The sequence below is a fragment of the Variovorax sp. 01T432 genome, from assembly GCF_056398605.1.
This window is the reverse complement of the sequence record NZ_JBFTPS010000001.1, coordinates 1-21,169: the sequence shown is the minus strand read 5'-3', so window position 1 is coordinate 21,169 and position 21,169 is coordinate 1. Positions and strand designations below refer to the sequence as shown.

The 21,169-nt window shown below is 60.8% G+C and carries 24 protein-coding genes; 13 read left to right on the top strand and 11 right to left on the bottom strand.

Going from position 1 to position 21,169, the window contains the following annotated elements:
* Positions 1-40: 40 nt before the first annotated feature.
* Together AC1DNF_RS00120 and AC1DNF_RS00115 are read right to left on the bottom strand one after the other, a co-directional pair.
* Positions 41-1,363 (bottom strand): homoserine dehydrogenase, encoded by a 1,323-nt coding sequence (locus AC1DNF_RS00120; protein ID WP_478146500.1) that lies wholly within the window; start codon positions 1,361-1,363, stop codon positions 41-43.
* Positions 1,364-1,412: 49 nt separating this feature from the next.
* Positions 1,413-2,636, bottom strand: coding sequence for a pyridoxal phosphate-dependent aminotransferase (locus tag AC1DNF_RS00115; RefSeq protein ID WP_478146499.1), 1,224 nt, complete (start codon positions 2,634-2,636; stop codon positions 1,413-1,415).
* 66 nt (positions 2,637-2,702) lie between these two features.
* On the opposite strand from AC1DNF_RS00115, the gene AC1DNF_RS00110 reads away from it, so the two are divergent.
* The 6 genes from AC1DNF_RS00110 to AC1DNF_RS00085 all read left to right on the top strand — a co-directional run bounded on the left by AC1DNF_RS00110 (position 2,703) and on the right by AC1DNF_RS00085 (position 7,462).
* Entirely contained in the window at positions 2,703-3,089 is a 387-nt protein-coding gene (locus AC1DNF_RS00110; protein WP_478146498.1) for an Mth938-like domain-containing protein, read from the top strand.
* Between the two features lie 131 nt (positions 3,090-3,220).
* Positions 3,221-3,697, top strand: coding sequence for a peroxiredoxin (locus AC1DNF_RS00105; RefSeq protein ID WP_007830801.1), 477 nt, complete (start codon positions 3,221-3,223; stop codon positions 3,695-3,697).
* A 189-nt stretch (positions 3,698-3,886) separates the two neighbouring features.
* Positions 3,887-5,638, top strand: coding sequence for a PhoH family protein (locus tag AC1DNF_RS00100; protein WP_478146497.1), 1,752 nt, complete (start codon positions 3,887-3,889; stop codon positions 5,636-5,638).
* Positions 5,639-5,728: 90 nt separating this feature from the next.
* Entirely contained in the window at positions 5,729-6,178 is a 450-nt protein-coding gene (locus AC1DNF_RS00095; protein ID WP_477925240.1) for an EVE domain-containing protein, read from the top strand.
* Between the two features lie 21 nt (positions 6,179-6,199).
* Positions 6,200-6,655 (top strand): GyrI-like domain-containing protein, encoded by a 456-nt coding sequence (locus AC1DNF_RS00090; protein ID WP_478146496.1) that lies wholly within the window; start codon positions 6,200-6,202, stop codon positions 6,653-6,655.
* A gap of 108 nt (positions 6,656-6,763) precedes the next feature.
* Positions 6,764-7,462, top strand: coding sequence for a helix-turn-helix transcriptional regulator (locus AC1DNF_RS00085; protein WP_478146495.1), 699 nt, complete (start codon positions 6,764-6,766; stop codon positions 7,460-7,462).
* On the opposite strand, the gene dnaB is transcribed toward AC1DNF_RS00085, so the two are convergent.
* From dnaB to ppsA, 7 genes are all read right to left on the bottom strand, one after another.
* On the bottom strand, positions 7,456-8,865 hold the full coding sequence (dnaB, locus tag AC1DNF_RS00080; protein WP_478146494.1) for a replicative DNA helicase: 1,410 nt from the start codon (positions 8,863-8,865) through the stop codon (positions 7,456-7,458). The two genes, AC1DNF_RS00085 and dnaB, sit on opposite strands and share 7 nt — an antisense overlap.
* A gap of 168 nt (positions 8,866-9,033) precedes the next feature.
* Positions 9,034-9,486: a 50S ribosomal protein L9 gene (gene rplI, locus AC1DNF_RS00075; protein ID WP_478146493.1), complete on the bottom strand. Its 453-nt coding sequence runs from the start codon at positions 9,484-9,486 to the stop codon at positions 9,034-9,036.
* Between the two features lie 13 nt (positions 9,487-9,499).
* A complete protein-coding gene (gene rpsR / locus AC1DNF_RS00070; protein ID WP_007830781.1) occupies positions 9,500-9,781 on the bottom strand; it encodes a 30S ribosomal protein S18 in 282 nt (93 codons plus the stop codon).
* A 21-nt stretch (positions 9,782-9,802) separates the two neighbouring features.
* Positions 9,803-10,105: a primosomal replication protein N gene (priB, locus tag AC1DNF_RS00065; protein WP_478146492.1), complete on the bottom strand. Its 303-nt coding sequence runs from the start codon at positions 10,103-10,105 to the stop codon at positions 9,803-9,805.
* Between the two features lie 4 nt (positions 10,106-10,109).
* On the bottom strand, positions 10,110-10,484 hold the full coding sequence (gene rpsF, locus AC1DNF_RS00060; RefSeq protein ID WP_478146491.1) for a 30S ribosomal protein S6: 375 nt from the start codon (positions 10,482-10,484) through the stop codon (positions 10,110-10,112).
* Positions 10,485-10,600: 116 nt separating this feature from the next.
* A complete protein-coding gene (locus AC1DNF_RS00055; RefSeq protein ID WP_478146490.1) occupies positions 10,601-11,104 on the bottom strand; it encodes a hypothetical protein in 504 nt (167 codons plus the stop codon).
* A 220-nt stretch (positions 11,105-11,324) separates the two neighbouring features.
* Entirely contained in the window at positions 11,325-13,718 is a 2,394-nt protein-coding gene (ppsA, locus tag AC1DNF_RS00050) for a phosphoenolpyruvate synthase (protein ID WP_478146489.1), read from the bottom strand.
* 205 nt (positions 13,719-13,923) lie between these two features.
* On the opposite strand from ppsA, the gene ppsR reads away from it, so the two are divergent.
* From ppsR to AC1DNF_RS00035, 3 genes are read left to right on the top strand one after another with little or no spacing between them, the layout of a single operon-like run.
* Positions 13,924-14,745 (top strand): posphoenolpyruvate synthetase regulatory kinase/phosphorylase PpsR, encoded by an 822-nt coding sequence (ppsR, locus tag AC1DNF_RS00045; RefSeq protein WP_478146488.1) that lies wholly within the window; start codon positions 13,924-13,926, stop codon positions 14,743-14,745.
* 53 nt (positions 14,746-14,798) lie between these two features.
* A complete protein-coding gene (locus tag AC1DNF_RS00040; RefSeq protein ID WP_478146487.1) occupies positions 14,799-15,314 on the top strand; it encodes a MarR family winged helix-turn-helix transcriptional regulator in 516 nt (171 codons plus the stop codon).
* The gene (locus tag AC1DNF_RS00035) at positions 15,311-16,393 is read left to right on the top strand and encodes an FUSC family protein (RefSeq protein ID WP_478146486.1); all 1,083 of its coding nucleotides are present in this window, start codon (positions 15,311-15,313) and stop codon (positions 16,391-16,393) included. Before AC1DNF_RS00040 ends, AC1DNF_RS00035 begins: the two co-directional genes overlap by 4 nt.
* Positions 16,394-16,491: 98 nt before the next feature.
* Here AC1DNF_RS00035 and ahpF read toward each other — a convergent pair whose 3' ends face one another.
* Both ahpF and ahpC read right to left on the bottom strand, forming a co-directional pair.
* A complete protein-coding gene (ahpF, locus tag AC1DNF_RS00030) occupies positions 16,492-18,081 on the bottom strand; it encodes an alkyl hydroperoxide reductase subunit F (RefSeq protein WP_478146485.1) in 1,590 nt (529 codons plus the stop codon).
* 77 nt (positions 18,082-18,158) lie between these two features.
* Positions 18,159-18,731, bottom strand: coding sequence for an alkyl hydroperoxide reductase subunit C (ahpC, locus tag AC1DNF_RS00025; RefSeq protein WP_478146484.1), 573 nt, complete (start codon positions 18,729-18,731; stop codon positions 18,159-18,161).
* Between the two features lie 223 nt (positions 18,732-18,954).
* On the opposite strand from ahpC, the gene bfr reads away from it, so the two are divergent.
* From bfr to AC1DNF_RS00005, 4 genes are all read left to right on the top strand, one after another.
* Positions 18,955-19,431, top strand: a complete 477-nt coding sequence (gene bfr / locus AC1DNF_RS00020; protein ID WP_478146483.1) for a bacterioferritin — start codon at positions 18,955-18,957, stop codon at positions 19,429-19,431.
* A 201-nt stretch (positions 19,432-19,632) separates the two neighbouring features.
* Entirely contained in the window at positions 19,633-19,905 is a 273-nt protein-coding gene (locus tag AC1DNF_RS00015; protein ID WP_478146482.1) for a (2Fe-2S)-binding protein, read from the top strand.
* A gap of 149 nt (positions 19,906-20,054) precedes the next feature.
* Entirely contained in the window at positions 20,055-20,690 is a 636-nt protein-coding gene (locus AC1DNF_RS00010) for an energy transducer TonB (protein WP_478146769.1), read from the top strand.
* A gap of 24 nt (positions 20,691-20,714) precedes the next feature.
* Positions 20,715-21,169, top strand: a 455-nt coding sequence (locus AC1DNF_RS00005; RefSeq protein WP_478146481.1) for a MotA/TolQ/ExbB proton channel family protein, incomplete at its 3' end; no start/stop codon positions are given.

Here is a 21,169-nt window from a genome sequence, read left to right as displayed (position 1 = left end):
GCGATGGATGGCAGGAGCTGCCGCGTTCCTGCCATCATGCTCAGGCCAGTTCTTCCCTGCGGATCCGCACGATGGGCGCCAGCACGGTCGGCAGCGCCTGCAATTGCGCGAGCGCATCGTCCAGCGTGCCCTCGCGGGTGTCGTGGGTCAGGATGATCAGGTCAGTCTGGGTGGAACCTTCGCCGCCCACCTCGTCCGCTTCGCGCTGGAGCACCGCGTCGATGCTAATGCCCGCGGTTGCCAGCAGGCCCGTGACCTGTGCGAGCACGCCGGCCTCGTCGGCCACGCGCATGCGCAGGTAATAGCTGGTCACCACCTCCGCCATCGGCAACACCTTCAAGTCGCTCATCGCGTCCGGATGGAACGCGAGGTGCGGCACGCGGTGAGCCGCGTCCGCCGTGTGCAGGCGGGTGATGTCGACCAGGTCGGCGATCACCGCGCTGGCGGTCGGCTCGCTGCCTGCCCCCTTGCCGTAGTAAAGCGTGGTGCCGACGGCGTCGCCATTGACCACGACGGCGTTCATCGCGCCTTCGACGTTCGCGAGCAAGCGCTTGGAGGGCACCAATGCGGGATGCACGCGCAACTCGATGCCTTGCGCCTTGCGCTTGGTGATGCCGAGAAGCTTGATGCGGTAACCGAGCTGCTCGGCGTACTTGATGTCTTGCGCCGCGAGCCTGGTGATGCCTTCGACGTGAGCCTTGTCGAATTGCACCGGGATACCGAAGGCGATGGCGCTCATCAGCGTGACCTTGTGGGCAGCGTCGACACCTTCGATGTCGAAGGTGGGGTCAGCCTCGGCATAGCCCAGGCGCTGCGCCTCCTTCAACACGGTTGCGAAGTCCAGGCCCTTGTCGCGCATCTCGGACAGGATGAAGTTGGTGGTGCCGTTGATGATGCCGGCGATCCACTGAATGCTGTTGGCCGTGAGCCCTTCACGCAACGCCTTGATGATGGGGATGCCCCCGGCCACGGCAGCCTCGAAGGCCACCATGACGCCCTTGGCGTGAGCTGCCGCGAAGATCTCGGTGCCGTGCACGGCGAGCAGCGCCTTGTTGGCCGTCACCACGTGCTTGCCGGCGGCGATCGCTTCGAGCACCAGTTGCTTCGCGATGCCGTAGCCACCGATCAGCTCGATCACGATGTCGATGTCGGGATTGGCGATCACGGCGCGCGCGTCTTCGACCACTCGCACCTGTTCGCCAACGATGGCCCTGGCGCGGGCCACGTCGAGATCGGCCACCATCGTGATCTCGATGCCGCGACCCGCGCGGCGCTTGATTTCTTCCTGGTTGCGCTGGAGCACCTTGAAGGTACCGCTGCCGACCGTGCCGATGCCGAGCAGGCCTACTTGGATGGATTTCATGTGTTTCGTCTTGAAGCAGTAAATGAGCGCGAGTGTTGCGAGGCGGGCGTCAGGCGACCCGGTTTCGGTATCGTTCGAGGAAGCCCGCGATGCGTGCGACCGCTTCCCGCAAGTCTTCTTCATGTGGGAGGAACACGATGCGGAAGTGATCCGGCGTCGCCCAGTTGAAGCCGGTGCCCTGAACCAGCATCACCTTGGTTTCCTTCAGGAGGTCGAGAAAGAATTGGCGGTCGTCATCGATCGGATAAACCTTGGGATCGAGCTTCGGGAACATGTAGAGCGCCGCGCTGGGCTTGACGCAGCTCACGCCCGGAATCGCGGTGATGAGTTCGTAGGCCAGATCGCGCTGCCGCCGCAGGCGGCCGCCCTCGCCCACCAGGTCGTTGATGCTCTGGTAACCGCCAAGGGCCGTCTGGATTGCCCATTGACCGGGCACGTTGGCGCACAGGCGCATATTCGAGAGCATGTTCAAGCCCTCGATGTAGTCGGAAGCCATCTTCTTGTCGCCGGACACCACCAGCCAGCCGGCACGATAGCCACAGGAGCGGTAGCTCTTCGAGAGCGAATTGAAGGTCAGCGTGAGGACGTCCTTCGATAGGCTGGCGATCGCCGTGTGCCTGACGCCGTCGTAGAGCACCTTGTCGTAGACCTCGTCGGCGAAGATCACGAGCCCGTGTTCGCGCGCGATGTCGACGATGCCCCTGAGCAGCTCGTCCGAATACAGCGCGCCCGTCGGATTGTTGGGATTGATGACAACAATGCCCCTCGTGCGTGGCGTGATCTTGGCGCGGATGTTGTCGAGGCTCGGCATCCAGCCGTTGTCCTCGTCACACATGTAGTGCACCGGCCTACCGCCCGACAAGCTCGCGACCGCGGTCCATAGTGGATAGTCAGGGGCCGGCAAGAGCAACTCATCGCCGTCATTGAGCAGCGCGTTGGTCGCCATGGCGATCAGTTCGCTCGCCCCATTGCCCAGGTAGATATCGTCGAGTGTCACGCCCGCGATGCCCTGCTTCTGCGTTTCGTGCATCACGGCCTTGCGCGCAGCAAAGATGCCCTTGCTGTCCGAATAGCCCGCAGAGGCCGGGAGGTTGCGGATCATGTCCTGCTGGACCTCCTCCGGCGCGTCGAAGCCGAACACGGCCAGATTGCCGATATTGAGCTTGATGATCTTCTGGCCCTCTTCCTCCATCTGCTTCGCGGCATCCATGATGGGCCCGCGAATGTCGTAGAGCACGTTGGCCAGCTTGGCCGATTTCTTGAGCGGTTTCAAAGTCCCTCCAAGGGGGTCTGCGCAGGGGAAAACCTATAATTTGACCACAGTTCCCTCCGCATCCTGATGAAGCTCCAGCCTGACAAATCCGACGTTCAAACCCTCACCGCGCACGGCCCGGGCTGGGTCGCCATCAACAATGAGCGCGTCGAAACCAGCGTGGTGGTCGGTTCCCGCGGCGAGCGCTTCGAATGGGATTGCGCCGGCTTCGAGCAGCTCGGCGCACAGCATTTCGCGCAGTTGTCAGCGCTGGGCGCCGAATTGATCATCTTTGGCAGCGGCGCACGCATTCGATTTCCCCAGGCGGCATGGCTCCAACCCCTGATGGCGCAGCGCACCGGCGTCGAAACCATGGACACGCCCGCAGCATGCCGCACTTACAACATCCTCGCGAGCGAAGGCCGGCACGTGGTCGCGGCCTTGCTCATCGAGAGGCCGGAAGATGGGAAATAGTGCGTAATTCGGGGTAAAATCATGGGTTGCAAACCGGCGGCCCGCCCTCAGTTAGCAACGACCAATCCTCCATGCGTATCGAGAGCCAAGAGCCAGCTCGAACATGGAATCAAACGGAGAAAACAAGTTTCATGGCGATCGTTGTCAACAAACCCATTCCCGAATTCGACGCCAATGCCACCGGCGGCCTCAAGGTCTCGAACACTTCGCACCTCGGCCATGTGCTGGTCATGTATTTCTATCCGAAAGACAATACCCCCGGCTGCACGACGGAAGCCATGCAGTTTCGCGACCGCTACAAGGATTTCGAGAAGGCCGGTGCTACGGTCTTTGGCGTTTCGCGCGATAACATGAAATCGCATGACGAGTTCAAGGCGAAGCTTGAGCTGCCGTTCGAGCTGATCGCCGATACAGAAGAGAAGATGTGCCACATGTTCGGTGTGGTCAAGAACAAGATCATGTACGGCAAGAAGGTCAAGGGCATCGAACGCAGTACCTTCTTGATCGGTGCGGACGGCATATTGAAGGCCGAATGGCGTGGCCTCAAGGTGCCCGGCCATGTCGACGATGTGCTCAAGGCAGTGAAGGCGCTCAAGAAGGCAGCCTGATGTGAAGTGTGTGTGGTTTTGCGCGCTCGCGTTGGCGATTGGCAACGGTCACGGATTGCGACCCACACGATGTGCATAATGGCCTCATGCCGTTGAGCTCCACGACCGCATCCACCGAACAAAGCCGCCCTGGTATTCAGGCGGCTTTTTCGCTTTCTGGCCCCTCCTCTTCTGCGAGCGAACTCACAAATGCCCTTGCCTCCCGCCCCCACGAAACGCGCAGCATTGCTCTCGCCGGACGCTCACGACGCGCCCTCCCGCTCCTCGCACGGTAGGGGCGGCCGTCGCTCGCCCGATCGGCAAGCCGAGGACGCCGGAGCCGCCGGACCTCGGCCGCTGGAACTGTTCGATCGTGAGGCAGTCGAAGCCGGTGGCGCCGTCGAGTCACCGCGCGCCTCCACAGCCAGAGCAAAGGCTCCCGCACCGCAAGCGCTGCGCAACGCGCCCGAGCCTCGCCAGATCGCTCCCGCACCGGTGCAGGTGCAGGTTCAACAAGGGCAGCCACGCACCAAACGCAACAAGTCCACTGGCCCGGCCAAGCTGTTCGTGCTCGACACCAATGTGTTGTTGCACGATCCGATGTGCCTTTTCCGTTTCGAGGAGCATGACATCTTCCTGCCCATGATCGTGCTGGAAGAACTCGATGGCCACAAGAAAGGCACGACGGAGGTCGCACGCAATGGCCGCCAGACGAGCCGCACCCTCGACGCGCTCGCTGGCGCGCAAGGCGCAGATATCGGCAAGGGGCTGAAGCTCGATACCACCGGTCATCGCGAAGCCGGCGGCAAGCTCTTCTTTCAGACCGCCCCGCTCGACTACGCGCTGCCGACCAGCCTGCCGCAGGGCAAGGCCGACAACCAGATCCTGGGGGTGGTTCAAGCGTTGCGTGATCTCTATGCTGCGGACGCTCCCGGTCGCCCGAAGCAGGAGGTGGTGCTGGTGTCGAAGGACATCAACATGCGCGTCAAGGCGCGGGCACTCGGATTGGCAGCCGACGACTATCAGAACGATAAGACCCTCGAGGATGGAGACCTGCTCTACGCGGGCTCGCTCGCGCTGCCTGCGGACTTCTGGACACGCCAAAGCAAGACCATCGAAAGCTGGCAGAACGGGAGCAACACTTTCTATCGGATCAGCGGGCCGATCGTCCCGAACCTTTACATCAACCAGTTCGTCTTTTTCGAGGCGCCCGGCGAGCCGAGCATGTATGCCCGAGTGACCGAGATTCGCGACAAGACAGCGGTTCTCAAGACACTCAAGGACTACGGATCGATCAAGAATGCCGTCTGGGGCGTGAACACACGCAACCGCGAGCAGAACTTCGCGATGAACCTGCTGATGGATCCCGAGGTCGACTTCGTCACCCTGACGGGCACCGCAGGCACCGGCAAGACATTGATGGCGCTGGCCTCCGGTCTGACGCAAGTGCTTGACGATCGACGCTACACGGAAATCATCATGACGCGCGCGACAGTCAGCGTTGGCGAAGACATCGGATTCCTTCCTGGTACCGAAGAAGAGAAGATGGGCCCATGGATGGGCGCCCTCGATGACAACCTGGAGTTCCTGGCCAAGGGTGACAGCGGTGGCGCCGGCGAATGGGGGCGCGCGGCCACCAACGAACTGATCCGAAGCCGCATCAAGATCAAGAGCATGAACTTCATGCGCGGGCGCACCTTCCTCAATAAGTACGTGATCATCGACGAGGCGCAGAACCTGACCCCCAAACAGATGAAGACTTTGGTCACACGCGCAGGGCCCGGCACAAAGATCATCTGCATGGGCAACTTGGCACAGATTGACACGCCTTATCTTACCGAGGGCTCATCAGGTCTCACCTTTGCGGTCGACAAATTCAAGGGCTGGCCGCACGGCGGACACATCACCTTGGCCCGCGGTGAGCGTTCCCGGCTTGCGGATTTCGCCAGCGACGTGTTGTAGCAGCAGGCTGGGTGCGGATCTGCGTTTCTGCGCGATGCAAGAAGGCTGCTGACAGGACGCTGTCAGTAGGCCTCGCGCAGCATGGAGGGCATGAACCGCAGAAACTGGGTCGCAGTCGCCAGCGCAGACCACGCACGCCGTGGACGGGACCACCCCGGCAGGGGCTTCATGCAGACTGGCCATGGCAAGCTGGCCCCGCTCAAGCGCGTTGCGCACGGCGATCGTGTTGTCTACTATGCGCCGACCACGGTATTCGAGAGCGGCGAGAAACTGCAGCGCTTCGTGTCCGTCGGTATCGTTCAGGGCGCTGAACCGTACGCATTCGATATGGGAGATGGCTTCGTGCCTTGGCGGCGCGACGTCTGCTATGTGCCCGCCCAAGAAACGCCGATCCTGGCGCTGCTCGATCAACTCAACTTCATTGAAGATTCGAAGCGCTGGGGCTACAAGTTCCGCTTCGGACTGTTCGAAATCGACGACCACGACCTCCGCCTGATCGCCCGCGCCATGAATGCGAGCACAGATGCGCTCGACCTTTGATCTCTCCACAGGAGCAACTCCATGCAACCTCGACTCCAACGCAATCAAGCCTTCAGCGTTGCCGGAGTGACCGTCAGGACAAGCAACAGCGCGCAAGATGGGTCGGTGGCGACCTCCATTGGGGCGCTATGGACCCGCTTCTTCGATGAGCGGGTCTACCAAACGACACCGCACCGTTCGAACGACCTGCGGCTCTATGGTGTCTATTCGGCCTACGAATCCGATGCAAGCGGGCCATTCGACCTTACAGCGGGCATCGCGGTGGCTGAAGGCGCCTCGGTGGTCCGCATCGAAGCCGGAGACTATCTCGTCTTCGCCGGTCAGGGCGAGATGCCGCAGATGCTGGTCGCGCTATGGCAAACGATCAGGCAATATTTCGAGCAGCACCCTGAGATCCGGCGAAGCTACCGGAGCGACTTCGAGGCTTACAGCGGGCCCGACGCGGTTGCCATTCACATCGGCGTGCGATTGGAGTGAAATGGCCATGCGCCAGCCCACATGCGAACAACACACCATGGCGCCTTGTGGCAAGCGCCACCGCGTCGAAGATCTTGAAGAGAAATTCTTGGGAAGCTGACCGTTTGCATGCGCCGCGCCGATCGCCTTTTCCAGATTGTCCAGCTCATTCGCGGACGGCGGCTCACCACCGCTGCGTTCCTGGCACAGCGCCTCGAGGTTTCCGAGCGCACGGTTTATCGTGACGTAGCGGATCTCCAGCGCCAAGGCGTCCCGCTGGAAGGCGAGGCGGGTGTCGGCTACCGGCTGGGGGCGGGATTCGATCTGCCACCGCTCATGTTCACGCAGGACGAGGCTGCTGCGCTTGTCGCGTCCGCGCGACTTGCGCAAAGCTGGACCGACGAGGCGATGGCGCGTGATGTGGATGCTGCGCTCGGCAAGATCCTCTCGGTGCTGCCACCCGCGGCTCGCGCTTCGGCCGAGGGCCTTGCGCTTTATGCGCCGGCCTTGGTGATCGACAGCAGAACGCGATCACGTCTGCGGACACTGCGCGAAGCGGTGCAATCTCGCCACAAGTTGCGCATGGATTACCGCGACGTCACAGGCTCGCCGAGTCGACGCGTCGTGCGCCCGCTGGGCTGCTTCTATTGGGGCAAGGTCTGGACTTTCTCAGCCTGGTGCGAATTGCGGGATGACTTTCGCGGATTCCGCATCGACCGCATCAACGAGATCGAGGTGCTGCCCGAGCGCTTCCGGGACGAACCGGGCAAGACGCTGGCGGAGATGCTGCGGCGCTTGCAGGCAGACCCGCCCGAATCTAGTCAATAGTCGCCACCACCACCGCCGCCAGCCAGGCTCTCGAACTTGGTGATCGACTTCAGGAAGGCCAACTTGACGGTACCGGTGGGCCCGTTGCGTTGCTTGCTGATGATCACTTCGGCGACGCCGGGCTCCTTGCTGTCCTTGTTGTAGTAGTCGTCACGGTAGATGAACATGATCACGTCCGCATCCTGCTCGATGGCGCCCGATTCGCGCAGATCGCTCATCATCGGTCGCTTGTCCGTGCGCGACTCGACGCCGCGGCTGAGCTGGGAAAGCGCGATCACTGGACACTTGAGTTCCTTCGCAAGCATCTTGAGTCCACGCGAGATTTCACCAACTGCTGTCGCGCGGTTTTCGTCGTTCATGCTGGTCGACACGCTCATGAGCTGCAGGTAGTCCACGACAATCAGCCCGAGCTGGCCGCACTGCCGTGCCAGCCTTCGCGCGTTGGCACGCAGTTCGCTCGTTGTAAGGCCCGGCGTTTCATCGATGTGCAGCGAAATGTTGCGCAGCTTCTCGATGGCTTCAGTTAGGCGCGGCCATTCCTCGTCGGTGAGCTTACCGGTTCGCAAGTGCGTCTGGTCGATGCGGCCGATCGAGCCAACGATACGCACAGCCAACTGAGAGGCGCCCATTTCCATCGAGAACACCGCCACCGGCAGCCCCTCGTTGAGAGCCACATGCTCCGCAATGTTGATCGCGAACGCGGTCTTGCCCATCGAAGGTCGGGCGGCTAGCACGATCATGTCGCCGGCCTGGAAGCCCGAGGTCATGCGATCGAGGTCGACGAAGCCAGTCGGAACGCCCGTGATGTCATTCGGGTTGTCGGCCATCTCGGTCACGCGGTCCAGCAACTCGACCACCAGGGAATCCATACCCTGAAAGCCTTGCTTCATGCGCGAACCTTCTTCACCAATATTGAAGATCTTCTGCTCAGCTTCGTCCAGGATCTTGTCTACCGCCTTGCCCTGGGTGTTGAATGCGTTGGTCGCGATTTCGTCGCTCGCGCTCACCAGTTTGCGCAGGATCGAACGCTCGCGCACGATCTCCGCATATCGCCGGATGTTGCTTGCGCTCGGCACATACTGAGCGAGAGAGTTGAGATAGGACAAACCTCCGATTTCTTCGGCCTTGCCAAGGTTTTGCAACTGCTCGTAGACGGTGATCACATCGGCCGGCTTGCTGGCGTTGATCAGGGTGCCGATGGCGGCGTAAATCAGCTTGTGTTCATGGCGGTAGAAATCGCTGTCCACCACCACATCGCCCATGCGATCCCATGCGCCGTTGTCGAGCAGGAGTCCGCCGAGCACACTCGATTCGGCCTCGATCGAATGTGGGGGGATGCGCAGTTGCGCAATCTGACGGTCGGCCGACGGGTCGTTGTCGGCATAGGAGAAAACGGCGGACATGAGCTTCCTTGCAACCTCGCATGCTAAGCCGAGCGACGCGTGGCGTCACTGGACAAGGCTGTGAATAACCAGTGATCTTCCGGTGCAGCGCATGGGATAACGCTGGGCCGGAAAAACAAAAGCCGCCCGAAGGCGGCTCCGTTTGTGCGCACGAAGCGCGTCGGACGGTCAGGTGCTTTCGCCGTAGACCGTGACGGTGATGTCGACCACCACGTCAGTGTGCAGCGCGACGCTCACGGTGCTGTCACCAACGGTCTTGATTGGACCATTAGGCATGCGGACCTGCGACTTCGCGACCTTGTAGCCCTGCTTAGTGAGTTCTTCGGCGATGTCATGGTTGGTCACCGAGCCGAACAGGCGGCCGTCGACGCCGGCCTTCTGCGTCAGCTTGACGGCCGTACCGCTGAGCTTCTCGCCCTGCGCTTGAGACTCGGCCAGTTTGGCGGCCGCAGCCTTTTCGAGTTCGACGCGTTTGGCTTCGAACTCGGCCTTGTTGGCTTCAGTCGCGCGGCGAGCGCGGCCAGAGGGAATCAGGAAGTTGCGCGCGTAGCCGTCTTTGACCTTGACGATTTCGCCGAGCACTCCGAGGTTGACAACCTTGTCCAGAAGAATGACTTGCATAGTGTCTGACTCCTTAGACGCGGTGTTGGTCGCTGTAGGGCACCATCGCGAGGAAGCGTGCACGCTTGATCGCGGTGTTGAGCTGGCGCTGATAGATCGCGCGCGTGCCGGTAAGGCGCGCCGGGATGATCTTGCCGTTTTCGCTGATGAAGTCGCGAAGGGTATCGATGTCTTTGTAGTCGATTTCCTCGACGCCCGCGACGGTGAAGCGGCAGAAGCGCTTGCGCTTGAACAGCAGCGACTGGGTATTGCGCTTCGGACGCTTGTCTTTGTTGAATTTCTTGAACGTGGCCATGGAGGGACCTCTTGTCGAAAATTAATCTTGCTGAAAATCCTGGATGTGCAGCACCGGATGCTTGCCGTTGCCCGGTGTCGCAAGAAAGCCCTGAAAACGCCAGAGGCTTCCCAACGGTTGCCTTGCGAGCCGCTCGGCAACTGCGCCGAACGCCACGGCCTTGAGGGCCGCCTTGACCTGCCTGACTTGAGCCGCTTCGGTTACCGTCGACTCATGTTCGAGCTTCAGGTCGATGGCGGGCAAACCGGCAGGCGTGAAACGCAAGTTACCGAGTTCGGCGACGCAGGCAGTCAGCACGAGCTGATTGGCCGCGACGGTGCTCACATCATCAGTTGTTGTTGGCGGCGTACTCGGCCTGCTGGACCTTACGAGCCTCCTCGCGCTCGACAGTCTTCATCATCGACGAAGGGCCTGTATCGGCCTTCTTCTTGACCACAGTGAGATGGCGCAGAACGGCGTCGTTGAACTTGAACGCGTGCTCGAGTTCGGCCATCACGGTCTGTTCGGCCTCGATGTTCACGCAGAGGTAGTGAGCCTTGTTGAGCTTGTTGATCTGATAGGCCAACTGACGCCGGCCCCAATCTTCAACCCGGTGGACCTTGCCACCGCCGGCCGTGATCAGGCCCTTGTAACGCTCCAGCATGGCCGGAACTTGCTCGCTTTGATCCGGGTGGATCAGCAAAATGATTTCATAATGACGCATGGCACTCCTTGTGGGTCTTCCGTGGAAGGGATTAAGCCACCCGCAGCGTCGGTCGCGGTGTGGCAAGGCAAAGCCGCAAATTATAGCAGTCGGCTGGCGTGGAGCCCGAAGCGTGCTCAGACGCCCAGAGCTCGGTCAAGGGCCTGCATCTTCCCGGGGCCTACCGCGGCGCGGATCTTGGGTATCAGGGCGAGCAGTTCCTCGTAGTTCGAGGTGCCTTCGACGGATAGGTTGAGCCGGAATCCCATGAGACCCAGACTGCCCGTGATTTGAGTTGCGATCGGATACGCATCCTTGTAGCGTTGTTGAGCCGATCGAGCGGGGGCCGCCTGTAACGAGCCTGCCGAGGGCGGTGCGGATGACAGCGGCTGAAGTGCAGCGCCGGACGCCACAATCGCACTCGCGTTCGCTGCATCCATCGCCCCACCGACCTGCCCAAGCAGGCCGAGTTCGAGCATCTGGTCAATGTCTTCGCGACAAATGCCCACCCCAGCTTCGAGCACCTCGCGCACGGAGCGTTTGCCATCGAACATGATGAACGCCGAACGCTGGCGTGGCGTAAGCCGCATGGAACGGTCCTTGAAGACCTGTTGCCCGGTTTCTGTCTTGACAAGAATCATGTGCCTTCCTCTACGTCAATGCGAAATGCCCAAACGTGATCGAAGCTTGTGTCCGCCTCTGCCTACATGTTCGGGGGTGCGCTCCCGTGTATGGCCGAAGTCTGGCACCAAAGATTCAAATTGTTGCAAATGCGCGAATCTGACGCGAAAATTGCGCGGATCGGTGTGACGAAAGTCGCGGCGGGGACGAGTTCATTCGGCCCCGCCGGCCATGATCCACTCAGCGTTGGGCCAGTTGCTGCCAAGTATCAATCACGCTGTCCGGATTGAGGGAGATCGACTCGATACCCTGTTGGGCGAGCCACAGCGCGAAATCAGGGTGATCGCTGGGGCCTTGTCCACAGATACCGACGTACTTGCCCTGGGCCTTGCATGCCTTGATGACTTTGCTGAGCAGCGCCTTGACCGCCGGATCGCGCTCGTCGAAGTCAGCCGCTAGCAATTCCAACCCCGAATCGCGGTCCAGGCCAAGCGTGAGCTGCGTCAGGTCGTTCGATCCAATCGAAAAGCCGTCGAAATACTGGAGAAAATCTTCCGGCAGGATGGCGTTGCTCGGCACCTCGCACATCATGATCAGCTTGAGTTCGTTCTCGCCGCGCTTGAGACCGTGCTCACCCAGCAGCGTCGTCACGCGCTCAGCCTGACCCAGGGTGCGAACGAAAGGCACCATGATCTGCACATTGGTCAGCCCCATATCGTTGCGCACACGCTTGAGCGCCTCGCACTCCATCGCAAACGCCTCGCCAAAATCTTCGCTCAGGTAGCGAGCGGCTCCCCGGAATCCAAGCATCGGGTTCTCCTCCTCGGGCTCGTAGCGGCTGCCGCCGATCAGCTTGCGATACTCGTTGGACTTGAAATCGGACAGGCGAACAATCACGGGCTTTGGCCAGAATGCGGCGCCAATGGTTGCGATGCCCTCCGCCACCTTGTCGACATAGAAAGCCCGGGGCGAAGCATGGCCGCGGGCAACCGATTCGACGGCCTTCTTGAGATCCGCGTCGACATTGGGGTAGTCGAGGATGGCCTTCGGGTGGACGCCGATGTTGTTGTTGATGATGAACTCGAGGCGCGCCAGGCCGACACCATGATTCGGCAGCTGCGCGAAATCGAATGCCAGCTGCGGATTGCCGACGTTCATCATGATCTTGAGATCGATCTCGGGCATTTCGCCGCGCCGAACCTCGGTCACCTCGGTTTCGAGCAGTCCGTCATAGATGAAGCCCGTGTCGCCTTCCGCACAGCTCACCGTGACCAGCGTTCCATCCTTCAACAGATCGGTTGCATCACCGCAACCTACGACCGCCGGAATGCCGAGCTCCCGCGCAATGATGGCGGCGTGACACGTACGCCCACCACGATTCGTGACGATGGCGGCGGCGCGCTTCATCACCGGCTCCCAGTTCGGATCGGTCATATCCGTCACGAGCACATCACCGGCCTGCACCTTGTCCATCTCGCTGATGTTGTGAACCAAGCGAACCGGACCGGTGCCAATCTTCTGACCGATCGCGCGCCCCTCGGCCAACACGGCACCCCGGCCGAGCAGCTTGTAGCGTTGCTCTGCCTTGCCTTGCTGCTGGCTCTTCACTGTTTCAGGGCGAGCCTGCAGGATGTATAGATGCCCGTCCGTTCCGTCCTTGCCCCACTCGATGTCCATCGGACGCCCATAGTGTTCCTCGATGACCAGCGCGTACCTGGCGAGCTGCTCGACATCGGCATCGGTCAACGAGTAGCGATTGCGCTGCTCGGCCGGCACGTCCGTCGTCTTCACCAGCTTGCCGCTAACGGCTTTCTCCTCGGCGCTCGCAAACTCCATCTGGATCAGCTTGGAGCCGAGGTTGCGCCGGATCACGGCACGATGACCAGCTCGCAGGGTGGGCTTGTGTACATAGAATTCGTCGGGATTGACGGCCCCCTGCACCACAGTCTCGCCCAGCCCGTAGCTCGACGTGATGAAGACGACCTGATCGAACCCGGATTCGGTGTCGATAGTGAACATCACCCCCGCAGCGCCCAGATCGCTGCGAACCATGCGCTGCACACCTGCAGAAAGCGCTACTACGTCGTGCGCGAAGCCCTTGTGCACCCGATAGCTGATGGCACGGTCGTTATAGAGAGAAGCGAAGACCTCTTTCATCTTGAGAAGCACGTCTTCAATGCCGACCACATTCAGAAAGGTCTCCTGCTGGCCTGCAAAGGAAGCATCTGGGAGATCCTCTGCCGTTGCCGAGGACCGAACGGCAAAGCTGGCCTGGGGGTTACCCGCAGACAAGTCAGCGAAGGCATCGTGGATGGCTTTCTGCAAGTCGGCGGGGAATGGCTGAGCCTCGACCATCGACCGGATCTCGGCACCGACAGCCGCAAGTGCTCGCACGTCTTCCGTGTCGAGCTTCGCGAGCTTCGCGCTGATCTTGTCCGCCAGGCCGTCATGGGCGAGAAAGCGCCGGAAGGCGTGGGCCGTGGTCGCAAACCCCGTGGGCACGCGAACGCCCTGCGGAAGCTGTGAAATCATCTCGCCGAGGCTGGCATTCTTGCCGCCGACAGACTCGACGTCCGTCATCCTCAGGTTTTCAAACGGTACGACCAGGGCGGTCGCTTCGAAGAGTGCAGACATGGGAAAGCTCCAGAAGTTAAAACTGAGGCAGCATGCAGACGGCTCGGCACGATCATTCTTCTTGCTCTGGGCGCAGGGGCGGTGTGCATGTAGTTCGCGATTTCGGCAGGGAACTGGCAGGTCGTTGAGACTCGCATTCCCGATAATGAGCGAGATTGTAGGCGCCCACCCATTTCGGCGCGCCGCAGGACAAGGCCGCAAAACCATGCACACACGCACCGTATTCTTTGTTTCCGACGGCACCGGGATCACCGCCGAAACCTTTGGCAACGCCGTTCTCGCCCAGTTCGAAATGAAGCCTCGCCATGTGCGGCTGCCTTTTACGGACACGGTCGACAAGGCGCACCAAGCAGTTCGGCGAATCAACCATACAGCGGAAATCGAAGGCCTCCGGCCTATCGTTTTTACGACGCTCGCCAATATGGACGTACTCGAGGTCATCGAGACCGGCTGCAAGGGCATGCTGCTCGACATGTTCGGGACCTTCGTGCGGCCCCTTGAAATCGAATTGGCGATGAAATCGAACCACCGCATTGGCCGTTTCAGCGACGTCAGCAAGAGCAAGGAATACAACGCGCGAATCCAAGCCATCGATTTCAGCTTGGCCCACGACGACGGACAGAGCAACCGCGACCTCGAGAGCGCCGACGTGATCCTGGTCGGCGTGAGCCGCAGCGGCAAGACCCCGACCTCGCTCTATCTGGCCATGCAGCACGGGCTCAAGGCGGCGAACTATCCGCTCATCCCCGAGGACTTCGACCGCCGCCAATTGCCGCCCGCGCTGCTGCCCCATCGAAAGAAGATCTTTGGCCTTTCGATCCAGCCCGAGCGCTTGAGCGAGATCCGCAATGAGCGCCGCCCGAATTCGCGTTACGCGAGCATCGAGAATTGCCGGCACGAGGTGAGCGAGGCCGAGGCGATGATGCGCCGCGCGGGGATTCGCTGGCTGTCGACCACCACCAAGTCGATCGAAGAGATCGCGACCACGATCTTGCAAGAGCTGCGACCGGAGCGGCTGACCTACTGACCAGCTTCGATCGGGGCGCTGACATTTACTAAGATTGATCTTATCATCAGTCAATGCCTTCAACCCCCGCCGATGCCCTGCACGCTGCAATCCGACTGCGCGCAACCATTTCTACACTGACGCGACGTCTGCGAACACAAGCCACTAACGACTCGCCGGGCTCTGCAAAGCTCAGCGTACTCGGTCAGCTATACCGGCAAGGCCCGTTGACACCGACGCAGCTCGCATTTCAAGAGGGGGTCAAGGTACAGTCCCTGACCAGGCTTTTGGCGGAACTCGAGAGGGATGGCTATGCGGCGCGGCGTCCACACGACAGCGACGCGCGCCAATGCCTCCTCTCCCTCACCACCCATGGTGCCCGGCTCCTTGCAGACGAAGTGCATCGCCGAGAAGCCTCCCTCGCATCGGCGATGGACGCGCAGCTCAGCGCGCATGAACGCGCGCAACTCCTGTCGGCCTGTGACCTGATCGATCGTCTCGCCGGTGCCCTGGGCACCGACCGAGCCTGTCCCCCTGCCCGACAGCAGCCGAAGCGGCGCGGCGCGACAGCCAAGGGCCGCCCATCATGAGGGGCGCTCTTTTCCGTTCGACCCGCGCGCGGGCAGGCCATCTGGCGGCGAACTGGCGCCACGGATTGCAGCTCGCGGCTGCGGTGGTTGTCTCCTACCTTATTTCCGCGACGCTTGGCTTACACGAGAGCCTGTGGGCGGTCATGAGCTCCTTGATCGTGATGCGTCCGACGACCGGCTCGACAATGGGAGCCGGTTGGGAGCGGATGCAAGGAACATTGGCGGGCACCCTCTTCGGGCTCGGCGGCATTTGGCTGCATCAGTTCGGCATCGCGACCCCGCTTGCGACACTTGGCATCGTGGCCTTGCTTGCCCTCTCGAGCGCCTGGTTCCCGTCGATGCGCAGCGCGCCGATCACCGCACTGATCGTGCTGTCCAGTGCCGATGTCGCGGGTCAGCCAGCGCTGAAGGTTGCAGGCCTTCGTGTCGCCGAGATCGCGATCGGCGTGATGACCGGCCTTGCCATCTCGATGCTCGGTCGGGCGTCTCGAGCGCGAGCGCGCTTCGATACGGCTTGCGCAGAGACACTGCGATACATCGCGGCCGACGTACTTCGTAATTTCGACATGGTGCCGACGACGTCACAAGAGAAGGAAGACTCCTCCAGCGCGTTGCGGCTCAAGTTGCGGGAGTTGGCACTGCTCGCCGTGGGCGCCGATCGCGACGCCCGCCTTTGGCGGCGTAAACCAGCTCGGAGGCAAGCTGATAGAGAGGCCTGTGCACGAACGGCACGCCTGCTGGTACGTATCTCGCACGACGCCGCGATCTTTGCAAGGCTCGCGGAAAGTGGGCCATTGGCCAGCCATGATGCGGCATGGCGCACGCTTGCAGTCTGCGTCACCCAAGCGCTCGAAGCCTCTGCGAACGGCCTTGAAACGCACGCCGCCCCAGACTTTGGCTCTCTACGCCGATTCTGCAGCTTGGCCGGGCTGGACGACACCGCCCATGCGTCTCCGGGGATGCGCTCAACTATCGCGTGGGTGGCCCCCTCGGCTCGATTGCTCTTGCGAGATTTGATGGGCCTTTCGTGCAAGCAGCTCAGCGAGACCGATCAGGTTCTTCAACCGAGCACGTCATAGGCGGTCGGTTCTCGGTGCACTCAGACCGATGCGGCGGCTGGGTGATGGCGTCGGGCGCTTGCCGACCCCATCGATCACCCAAGAACCGTGCGCACTGATCAGGCGATCGCTTCGGCAACAACCGACTCCTCGGCTGGAGCCGAGGTACGGATCAGATGATCGAACGCACTGAGCGCGGCCTTCGCACCATCGCCCGCCGCGATGATGATCTGCTTGAACGGCACCGTTGTCGCATCGCCTGCGGCAAACACGCCAGGCACAGAGGTCTGCCCTTTCGAGTCAACGACGATCTCACCGTGCTTCGACAACTCGACCGTGCCCTTGAGCCAATCGGTATTTGGCACCAGCCCGATCTGTATGAAGACGCCTTCGAGCGGCACCTGGTGACTTTCGCCAGTGGCCCGATTCTTGTAGATAAGCCCGTTGACCTTCTGGCTATCACCCGTGATCTCGGTGGTTTGCGCATTTGTGATCACTTTGACGTTCATGAGGCTGCGCAGCTTGCGCTGAAGCACGGCGTCGGCACGGAGCTGCGCATCGAACTCGATCAGGGTGACGTGGCCCACAAGACCCGCCAAATCGATCGCCGCTTCCACGCCCGAATTGCCACCACCGATCACCGCAACGCGCTTACCCTTGAACAAGGGACCATCGCAATGCGGACAATAGGCGACGCCCTTGTTCTTATATTCGTGCTCGCCGGGCACATTGATGTTTCGCCAGCGCGCGCCCGTCGAGATCACAACGGAGCGGCTCTTGAGCGAAGCGCCGCTTTCCAGCTTGATCTCGATGAACTCCTTGCCGGGCACGAGCGCCGATGCACGCTGCAAGTTCATGATGTCGACATCGTAGTTGCGCACATGCTCTTCAAGTGCGAGCGCGAACTTGGGCCCTTCAGTCTCCTTGATCGAAATGAAGTTCTCGATGCCCATGGTATCCAGCACCTGGCCGCCGAAACGCTCGGACGCCACGCCAGTGCGAATGCCCTTGCGCGCAGCATAGACTGCCGCCGCAGCGCCCGCAGGGCCGCCACCCACGATCAAGACGTCGAATGGCTCTTTGCCTGCGATCTTCTTTGCTTCCCGCTCGACGCCGCTGGTATCGATCTTGGCCAGGATTTCTTCCAAGCTCATGCGGCCCTGACCGAACTCGGTGCCGTTCAGGAATACGGTCGGTACAGCCATGATCTGGCGTTCCTTCACTTCATCCTGGAACAGTGAACCATCGATCATCGTGGTCTTAATGCGCGGGTTTTGCACCGCCATCAGGTTGAGCGCCTGAACGACGTCCGGACAGTTGTGGCAAGTCAGGGAGATGTAGATCTCGAACTCGAAATCGCCGTCGAGCGCACGAATCTGCTGCAGCACTGCGTCGTCGGCCTTGGGCGGGTAGCCGCCAACCTGCAACAACGCTAGGACTAACGATGTGAATTCGTGCCCCATCGGCAACCCCGCGAAACGCGGGCCATGGTTTTCGCTCGGCCTGTTGATCGAGAACGATGGTTTGCGATGACTGTCATCGAGACTCTCCGTCACCTTTACCAATGAGGATGACTCCGTCACGTCCCGCAGCAGAGATCTAAGTTCGCCAGACGCCTTGCTGTCATCGAGCGACGCGACGATCTCAACCGGCTGCGTGATGCGGTCGAGGTAGCTTTTCAGTTGTGCCTTGCTGCCAGCGTCAAGCATGGTGAACTCACTTTGCAAAATTCAGAAAGAAAAAGCCCGGGAGCAAACGCGCCCGGGCTGCGGCGCGAAAGGTCGGGTTAGATCTTGCCGACGAGATCGAAAGAGGGCTTGAGCGTTTCAGCGCCTTCGGTCCACTTCGCGGGGCAGACTTCACCAGGGTGAGCGGCGACATACTGAGCGGCCTTGACACGGCGCAGCAGTTCAGCAGCGTCACGTCCGATGCCGTTGTCGTGCACTTCAATGGTCTTGATCTTGCCTTCGGGATCGATCACAAATGTGCCGCGGTAGGCAAGACCGGCGTCTTCGCCTTCTTCAATGAGCACTTGGAAGGCACGAGCAAGTTGCTGGCTCGGGTCGCCGATGAGGGGGTATTGCACCTTGGCAATGGTGTCCGACGTATCGTGCCACGCCTTGTGCGTGAAGTGGGTGTCGGTCGACACGCCATACACCTCGACGCCGAGCTTCTTGAATTCAGCGTAGTGGTCTGCGAGGTCGCCGAGTTCGGTGGGGCACACGAAAGTGAAGTCGGCGGGGTAGAACACGACGACAGACCACTTGCCCTTGAAGTTCTCATTGCTGACAGGCACAAACTTGCCGTTGTGATATGCGGTGGCCTTGAACGGGATGATTTCGGTATTGATCAGGGACATGTAGGGTTCCTTGTTGGGTAATGGGAAAAGCGAGTGATTAGTATAACTACCGACACGCCTATTTTCATAGGCATGGTCTATGAAAAGTATTGGGGACCGCTATGGCTGAAGGAACGCCCGTTCCTCAAGACACTACTGGGACGTTGAAGCAGGGGTTTGCTTGCGCGCGAACGCGACCGGCTCTCACAATCAACCGTTTACGTTTTGAGAACAAGGAACAACCATGAAGGGCGACCCTCAAGTCATCGATCACCTGCAGGCGCAGCTCAAGAACGAGCTCACGGCGATCAACCAGTATTTCCTTCACTACCGGATGCTCAAGCACTGGGGTCTGGACAAACTCGCCAAGAAAGAATACGAAGAATCAATGGGCGAAATGAAACACGCCGACAAGTTAATGGATCGGATCTTCATGCTCGACGGCTTGCCAAACCTGCAGGACCTGGCCAAACTGAACATTGGCGAAGACGTCCCCGAAATTCTCGAGTGCGACCTCGGGGCCGAAACGGGAGCGCAGGCCACTATCAAGGCGGGTATCGCCTACTGCGAGACGGTGCGCGACTACGTTTCACGCGATCTGCTTCGGGAAATCCTCGACGACACCGAGGAGCATATCGACTTCCTCGAGACGCAGATCGACTTGATGGGCAAGGTCGGCTTGCAGAACTACCTCCAATCGCAGATGGGCGGTGTCGAATAGGTGGTTGCAACCCGCCCGCAAGCGCACGCTGCGTGTGAGGCCTTCACTCGGATGGCCGATTCGTCCTTGCACGCGTCACACACCAACATCACAGATCTAGACCCTTCTGTCCCCTGCAGCGGTCGATAGTTATTGCAAATGCGAGGGATTCGCATTTATAATCATTGCATCTTCAACAGCCAGCGAAGCCGCCGAACTGCCATGATTGTTTGCATCTGCCATCGAGTTTCGGATCGTGAAATTGCAAGACACGTGCGAGCCGGCATGACCTTCGACGAAATTCAGTTTGAACTTGGCGTCGCCACCCAATGCGGTCAATGTGAAGGTTGCGCGCGCGACGTGGTGGAGCAGTGCAATGCCTCGCACCCTGTAGCTGCGCTCTCCAGCGAAACAGGCTCAAGGGCAATCCAGCTTGCCAACTCCATTTCGGAAAGCAAAGCATGGAACTCCTCTCGGCGCTCGGCGGCAGTCTGATTCTCGTTGCCAGTTCTGTTTGGTGGATCTGCCGCTCGTAGCGGTTCTGCTGCATCCGGGCACCTTTCGGAAAGCCCATACTCGAATGGCTGATCGTGTCTGACCGCTTCTCTTCGCCCGCTCCAACGGCCCTTGGCCTCTCTCGCAATATGGCCATCGCTGGGAGCGTGGTGCTTTTCCATGTCGCAGTTCTGTGGGCGCTGCAGAGCGGCCTACTGCGCCGCACCGCCGAGATCGTCATTCCAGTCGAGATCTTGAGCGAATTCGTCGAGCCTCCCAAGCCGGTGGAATCGCCGCCCCCGGTCCCACCTCCTCCGCCGCCGGAACCCAAGCGCCCGGTCGCCAAGACGCCACCGCCTGCGCGGCCCCAGGCCATCCGGGAACCCACGCCAACCCTCGCGCCGAACGCACCGATTGGCGGCATCGAGCCGCCCTCTCCACCAGAACCTCCAGCGCCGCCCGCGCCACCAGCGCCTCCGCCACAGTCATCGGATCTGCCTGCGGTCCAGCTACCCTCCAGTAACGCCGACTACCTGCAGAACCCCAAGCCGATCTATCCGGCGATGAGCAAGCGCCTCGGGGAACAGGGCAAGACCATCGTACGCGTCCTCATCGGCGTCGACGGGCTGCCCAAGCAGGCGAGTATCCGAGCGTCGAGCGGCTATGAGAGATTGGACGAGGCAGCGCGCGCAGCCGTGATGAGTTGGCGCTTCGTGCCAGGCAAACGCAACGGCGTGGTCGAGCCGATGGAGTTCAACGTACCGATCAACTGGGTTCTCAACTGATCTTTTTTTCTGGAGCAGCTTCGTATGGATTCCCAATTTGGCTTGGCAAACGTTTGGCATCAAGGTGACCTCGTCACTAAGGCGGTAGCGCTGCTATTGATTGGCATGTCGCTCGCATCATGGATAGTGATTCTTGTTAAGGCGCTCGACGTCATCAACTACAAGCGCCTCGCCAAGCATTCGCAGGATTTTTGGCACAGCGAAGATTTCGCCACCGCTCTATACAAGCTTGGCAAGGACCCAAGCAATCCGTTTCGCGTTCTCGCACTCGAAGGTCGGGAAGCCGCGGCGCACCATCGCAACACGAAGGCCCATCTGCATGACGCGCTTGACGTGAGCGACTGGATCACCCGTGCGTTGCGCAATGGCATCGACGAATTCACGGCCCGTCTTCAGACCGGCTTGGCGATTCTGGCTTCGGTGGGCTCCACAGCACCGTTCATCGGCCTGTTCGGCACGGTCTGGGGCATCTACCACGC